This window comes from Pseudoflavonifractor capillosus (genome assembly GCF_016899775.1).
GTDB lineage: Bacteria > Bacillota > Clostridia > Oscillospirales > Oscillospiraceae > Lawsonibacter.
This window is the reverse complement of sequence record NZ_JACJJE010000040.1, coordinates 24,082-30,711: the sequence shown is the minus strand read 5'-3', so window position 1 is coordinate 30,711 and position 6,630 is coordinate 24,082. Positions and strand designations below refer to the sequence as shown.

6 protein-coding genes are annotated in these 6,630 nt (G+C 66.2%); all 6 read left to right on the top strand.

Annotation, left to right across the window (positions count from 1 at the left end; genetic code table 11):
- The coding region (locus tag H6B31_RS11945) for a protein kinase domain-containing protein (protein ID WP_204898726.1) at positions 1-1,551 on the top strand (1,551 nt) is incomplete at its 5' end.
- Positions 1,552-1,574: 23 nt separating this feature from the next.
- Positions 1,575-2,339 (top strand): FHA domain-containing protein, encoded by a 765-nt coding sequence (locus H6B31_RS11940; protein WP_204898725.1) that lies wholly within the window; start codon positions 1,575-1,577, stop codon positions 2,337-2,339.
- On the top strand, positions 2,326-3,159 hold the full coding sequence (locus H6B31_RS11935) for a PP2C family protein-serine/threonine phosphatase (RefSeq protein WP_204898724.1): 834 nt from the start codon (positions 2,326-2,328) through the stop codon (positions 3,157-3,159). The genes H6B31_RS11940 and H6B31_RS11935 overlap by 14 nt, the downstream gene beginning before the upstream one ends.
- Positions 3,160-3,205: 46 nt before the next feature.
- Positions 3,206-4,420: a trypsin-like peptidase domain-containing protein gene (locus tag H6B31_RS11930; protein WP_204898723.1), complete on the top strand. Its 1,215-nt coding sequence runs from the start codon at positions 3,206-3,208 to the stop codon at positions 4,418-4,420.
- Positions 4,421-4,424: 4 nt separating this feature from the next.
- On the top strand, positions 4,425-5,141 hold the full coding sequence (locus tag H6B31_RS11925) for a PP2C family protein-serine/threonine phosphatase (protein WP_204898722.1): 717 nt from the start codon (positions 4,425-4,427) through the stop codon (positions 5,139-5,141).
- 2 nt (positions 5,142-5,143) lie between these two features.
- The gene (locus tag H6B31_RS11920) at positions 5,144-6,571 is read left to right on the top strand and encodes an FHA domain-containing protein (protein ID WP_204898721.1); all 1,428 of its coding nucleotides are present in this window, start codon (positions 5,144-5,146) and stop codon (positions 6,569-6,571) included.
- The last annotated feature ends 59 nt before the right edge of the window (positions 6,572-6,630 follow it).

Sequence of the window (6,630 nt, the reverse complement as noted above, 5' to 3'; positions counted from 1 at the left end):
ACCAGCTACTTTGACGAGAACGACACCTCGTACTTCGTCATGGACTACATCGAGGGCATCTCCTTTAAAACCTACATCGCCAACCACGGCGGGAAGGTGAGCGTGGAGGACACCCTGAATGTGATGATCCCGGTGCTCCGGGCCCTCACTGCCGTGCATCAAGAGGGCTTCATCCACCGTGACGTGACCCCGGACAACATCTACATCACCAAGGACGGCATGGTGAAGCTGCTGGACTTCGGCTCCGCCCGGTACAGTATCGGCGACAAGTCCAAGAGCTTGGACGTTATTTTGAAAGTGGGTTACGCACCCAAGGAGCAGTACATCCGGAGAAGCCGCCAGGGCCCCTTTACGGACGTCTACTCCTGCGCCGCCTGCTTCTATGCGGCGCTGACCGGATTCCTGCCCCCGGAGGCGCTGGAGCGGCTGGACCACGACGAGCTGGTTCCCGTGTCCCAGTGCGGGGTGGATATCCCCGAGTATCTGGACAAAGCCATCCTGAAGGGCCTGGCGGTCCAGCCGGAGGACCGCTTCCAGAGCGCGGAGGAATTTCTGAACGCCATTGAGTCCCAGCAGGTGGTGGAGGTGCCCCAGGTGGGGGCCGCTCAGTCCGCCGCGCCCACGAAGAAAAAGCTGAATCCCGTGCTCATCGGCGGCGTGGCCGCGGCGGTGATCGCGGTGGCCGTGGGCTTGGGAATCGCCATCGGCGGCGGGAACCCCAGTAGCGCTGAAGAGGGGGCAGAGAGCGAAAATCCCATCGCGGAGGCCCTGGCCCCCACGGTGACCATCGGCGGGGAGGAGTACAGCACGGCCCTGACAGAGCTGGAGCTGGACGGAACGGCCCTGACGGAGGTGGATTATCAAACGCTGCAGCAGTTCCCGGATTTGACCAGTTTGGGGATCTCCTATCCGGAGGGGCTGGGACTCAGCGATTTGAGCCCTCTCTCCGGGCTGACCGGGCTGACCTCCCTGAATGTGAGGACCCAGGGACTGGCGAGCCTGGACGGGATCGAAAACCTGACGCGCCTGGAGCACCTGGACCTGGGCGGGCGGGGGGCAACCTTTTCTTCCCTGGAGCCCCTGGGGAGTCTGACGGAGCTGCGCTCTCTGCAGCTGCCCATCTACGACTCCACCCTGGAAATTTACGCCGACCTCACGCCGCTGGCCAACTGTACCAAGCTGGAATCCCTGGAGCTGGACCACAAGATCGCGGATCTGGCTCCCCTGGCCGGTCTGACCCAGCTGGTATCGTTGGATATATCGGACGAGTATCTGGGGTTAAGCGGGTATCAGACCCTGGAGGCGCTGAGCGGGCTGGAGAATCTGGCCGCCCTGTCCCTGCGGAACTACAATATCCGGGATCTGTCCGGGCTGGAGGGGGCGCATGCCCTGCAAAACCTTTACATTGAGACCCAGAACCAGCTGACGGATATTTCGGCGCTGCGGGATCTGGAACATCTGACCAACGTCACCTTGATATTCGACGGGGATGAAAACCTGATCTCGGATATGTCCCCTCTGGACCATGTACCCAACGTGACCGTTGAATGATCAAACTGCAAGGAGGAACCCCTATGGCACAAATTGAATGCGGGCGGGGCCACTTATACGACCCGGATAAGTATCCCACCTGCCCCTACTGCAACACCAACCAGCAGATCACTGTGGCGGCGGCGGGCCGCACCGCCCCCATCCGGGTGACGGGGACCAACCGGACGGCCCCGGTGTCGGTGACGGCGCCCCAGCGAACCGCCCCCCTGTCCGGCGTCTCGGTGACCGCGCCCCAGAAGACCGCCCCGCTGTCCGGCATCTCGGTGACCGCCCCCTCCAAGACCATGCCCCCCAGGGGCTACAACCCTAACGGGGTGCCGGTCCAGCCGGAGGAGGCCCCCGCGCCTGCCTTCCCCCACGGGGCCAGCGTCACCAGCGCGGGCAAGACCGTGGGCATGATGCAGGAGAAGATGGGCTTCGACCCGGTGGTGGGGTGGCTGGTGTGCACCGAGGGCCCCAGCCGGGGGAAGAGCTACACCATCCGGGGCGGCATCAACTCCATCGGCCGCAGCGACCGCATGGACATCACCATCACCGGCGACCGGACCATCTCCGCAGAGAACCACGCCAGGCTCAGCTACAGCGACAAGAACAACCGCTTCAACCTGCTCCCCGGGGACGGGCGGAACATCGTCTATCTCAACGGGGAAGAGGTGTTCTCCCCCATGCCCCTGAAGGCCTATGACCAGATCGACTTCGGCGCCACCAAGCTGCTCTTCATCCCGCTGTGCGGCGAGCAGTTCACCTGGACACCGGAGCCCGGGGAGGGCGGCCATGGGACTGTTTGACCGGCTCTTCCGCCGCTCCGCCCCTCCGGCCCAGGCGCCGGAGCCGGCCCCGGCGGACGAGGAGCCCCGGGACCTGGTCCTCCGGGCGAGCAACCTCCAGGGGATCGGCCGGCGGGAGGAGCAGGAGGACTCCTTCGCCCTGCTCAACGCCTCCGACCCGGAGGCGCTGGCCCAGCGGGGCCTGTTCGCCGTGGTGTGTGACGGCATGGGCGGCATGGAGGGCGGCAAGGAGATCAGCGAGGGGGCGGTGGACGGCTTCCTGCAGCTCTTTCAGGCCTTGAACGACGAGGGCGACGTCCCCCGCCAGCTGCGGGAGGGGACCTGCGCCCTCAGCGACGGCCTGTTCCAGCGCTTCGGCGGGCGCAGCGGCACCACCGCCGTGGCCGTGCGGGTCTTTCAGAACGCCCTCCACTGGATCAGCGTGGGGGACAGCGCCATTTTCCTGCGCCGGGGCGAGGGGGTGTTCCAGCTCAACCAGGAGCACACCTATCTGAACGTCCTCTACGGGCAGGAGCTGGAACAGACGGTGATCTGCAGGGAGCGGGCGGAGAGCCATGAGGACGCCCGGCGGCTCACCTCCTTTGTGGGCATCGACTGCCTGGAGGAGGTGGACCAGAGCCTGCGCCCCCTGCCCCTGCTGCCCGGGGACGTGATCCTTCTGTGCTCCGACGGCATCAGCGGCATCCTGTCCCCGGCGGAGCTGCTGGAGGCCATGTCTCTGGAGCCCGACGCCGGGTGCGCCCTGCTGGAGACCATGGTCCGGGAGAAGGACCTGCCCGAACAGGACAACTACACCGGGATTTTGATCGCCTGCACCTAAGAAAAATAGCATATAAATATCGTATAAGGGAGAGATCGCGATGAAAATGGTACGAACATTATCCGCACTGGCGCTGAGCGCAATGCTGGTGGGAGCCAGCGTGCTCCCCGCCTCCGCCGCCTTCCAGCAGAGCGTGCTGGACGGCATCATCCTCATCCGCTCCGGCGCGCCGGACGCAGACGGGACCATGACCTATTGGCAGGGCACCGGCTTCTTCGTGGGCGAGGAGGGCCAGGACCCCCAGTATATCGTCACCAACTGCCACGTGGTGGAGGACTTCATTCTGGCGGGCAAGGCCCTGGGCGGCGGCGAGCTGCACGTGCTCTTTGACCAGGACGACGAGGCGGAGGCCTATCTGGTGGACTATGACGCGGAGAAGGACCTGGCCGTGCTGAGGCTGGCCGAGCCCACGGACAAGCGCGCCCCCCTGTCCATGCGGGAGGCGGAGGACTCCATGCTGGGCGACGAGGTATACGCGGTGGGCTACCCCCTGGCGGCCGACGTGACCGTTCAGGCGGTCAACTCCTCCAGCAAAGAGGACGCCACGGTCACCACCGGCAGCATCAGCCGCCTGCTCACCGAGAGCGGCACCGGGCGGAACCTCATCCAGACGGACGCCGCCCTCAGCGGCGGCAACTCCGGCGGCCCCCTCACCGACGGGACCGGCGCCGTCATCGGCGTGAACACCTACGGCTCCGACCTGGACCAGAACCTCTTTTACGCGGTGGGAATCAGTGAGCTGCTGCCCATCCTGGACCGGAACAACATCCCCTACACCATCGCGGAGGCGGGGGGCGGAAACACCATGATGTACGTGGCCATCGGGGCGGTGGTCGTGGTGGCCGTCATCGCCGCGGTTGTGGTGCTGAGCCGGAAAAAGAAGGCGGCTCCCGCACCGCAGCAGCCCAGCCAGAGCCAGCCGGAGGAGGAGACAGGCCGCCAGCCGGTGCTCCGCTCCATGGCCGCCCAGCACGGCGGCATGGTGGTCCCCCTGCACCACCAGCCGGTCCAGGTGGGGCGCGACCGGGCGGTGTGCCGTCTGGTCTACCAGGACGGGACCCCGGGCGTCAGCTCCCGCCACTGCCAGATCTTCTTTGACGAGCAGGAGAACCTGTTCGTGGTCACCGACCTGAACTCCACCTACGGCACCTTCCTGGCGGACGGGCAGCGGCTGGCCCCCAACACGCCGGTCAAGCTGGCCCCCAAGAGCTCGATCTATCTGGGCGAGGTGGCAAACACCATCTATCTGGAGCTGGAGTAATCCTATGAAACTTTCCATCTATTCCTATACCAACCAGGGCGGGCGGGAGCACAACGAGGACAGCCTCCGGTGGACCTCGGACGGCACGGAGGGCGTGTTCGTCCTGGCCGACGGGCTGGGCGGCCACGACCGGGGCGAGGTGGCCTCCCAGCTGGCGGTGGAGGTCATCTGCGGCGGGGAGGACAGCCCTGTCCCCGGTCGGGAGGAACTGCTGGAGCGCTTCCAGCAGGCCAACGCCCGCATTCTGGAGCAGCAGAAGCAGCCCGGCCAGGAGGAGATGAAGACCACGGCGGTGGCCCTGAGCCTGAGCGGCAGCACGGCGGCCTGGGCCCACATCGGCGACTCCCGGCTGTACCGCTGCTCCCAGGGCCGGATGGACCAGCTCACCCGGGATCACTCGGTCACCTATATGAAGTATCTGGGGGGCGAGATCTCCTATATGGACGTCTACCACGACGACGACCGCTCCAGCCTGCTCCGGGCCATGGGAAACCCTGTCTGCACCCCGGAGGGGGGAGAGGGCCCGGTCCAGCCGGGGGACGCCTTCCTGCTGTGCTCCGACGGCTTTTGGGAGTTTGTGTACAACGAGGAGATGCTGGTGGACTGTCTGAAGTCCAAGACGCCGGAGGAGTGGGCCCGGCGGATGCTGCTGCGCCATATCCGGCGGACCCCGCCGGGGAATGACAACTTTTCCCTGATCGCAGTCTTTGTGGAGGAATGAGCATGAAGCGTATTTTGCCGCTGCTGATGGCGGCGCTGCTGCTCCCGGCCCTGAGCCTGGGGGCGGCGGCCGCCGGTCAGGCAGAGATCGTGCGGGCCTTTGGCGCTGGGGAGACCCTGTACACCTATGTGGACCTGGGGGAGGGGGGCCAGCCCATCACCCGGGCGGAGGCCACCCTGGACGGCCGCACCTTTCAGACCACCGGCCGCCTGGAGACCGTGCGCCAGGCCGGCTCCCCCGTGTCCTATCTGCTGATGGTGGACGCCTCCACCTCCATGCCGGGCTTTCAGGAGGACGTGGTGGGCTTTGCCAAGAGTCTGGCGGAGCACAGCGGGGAGAACACCCGGTTCACCTTGGCGACCTTTGGGGACGGCTTTCAGGTGATCGGTGAGGACGTTGCCCCGGAGAAGGTCCCGAAACAGCTGGCCGGATTGCAGTATTCAGAGCCCATCACCCAGCTGCACAGCGCCATCGGCCAGGCGCTGGACTACTTTGAGGACCTGTCCAGACAGGGCAATGAGCTGCGGAGCCTGGTCGTCCTCACGGACGCGGTGGAGTATGACCCACAGGGGGGGATTCCGTACGACACGCTGCTGGAGCGCATGGAGCGCTCCGACGTGATGCTCCACGCCATCGGCTTCGGCGATGACCGCGCCGCCCTGGACCGGTTAAATCAGCTGGTCCAGGCGTCGGACGGGAGCCAGTGGGAGATCGGGGAGGCGTGCACCGCGGACCAGGCCGCCGATCAGCTTGTGGAGTACACCGGACGGCTGTTCGTGCTGGGCTTTGACCTCTCCGGCTATGTGTCGGATGGAGAGGAGAAGCCGCTCTCCCTGGTGTTCTCCTCCGGAGCGGAGCTGGTGGGACAGGCGGAGAGCCAGGTTGCGCTCCCAGTTTCCCAGGACCCGGGCGCGGAGCCGGAGCCGGACAGCGGGACCGAGCTGCCCGCACCGGAGCCGGAGCCGGGCGGGGGCGCCCCGGCGGCACAGCCGGAGGCGCCGGAGGAGCAGCCGGAGAACTCGGCGCTCCCCCTGGCGATCGGCATCGGGGCGGCGGTCCTGGTGGTGATTCTGGCCGCTGTGGTCCTGGGCCGCAGGAAAAAACCGGAGGAGGTCCCGCAGCCCGCTCCAGCCAGCATCTACATGCGCCTGGAGGTGGTGCGGGGAGCACAGAGGACGGAGCGGACCGAATTTACCCTGCGGGATGAGCTTCACATCGGGCGGGACCCCGCCTGTGACATTGCCTTTGACGACGAGACGCTCTCCCTGCGGAACAGCCGGGTCTTTCTGGACCAGGGAGCGGTGTATCTGGAGGACCTCCAGTCTCAAAATGGGACTCGGGTGAACGGGACTCCGGTGTACGCCCCGGTCCGGCTGCGGAGCGGGGACGAAATTTCCGTGGGGAGCGCCTCCTTCCGCCTCAAATTCTGAGCCGCAGTCCGGCGGCTCACGCCCTCTTGCTGCAACCAGAAATCCGCTGGAATCGTCTG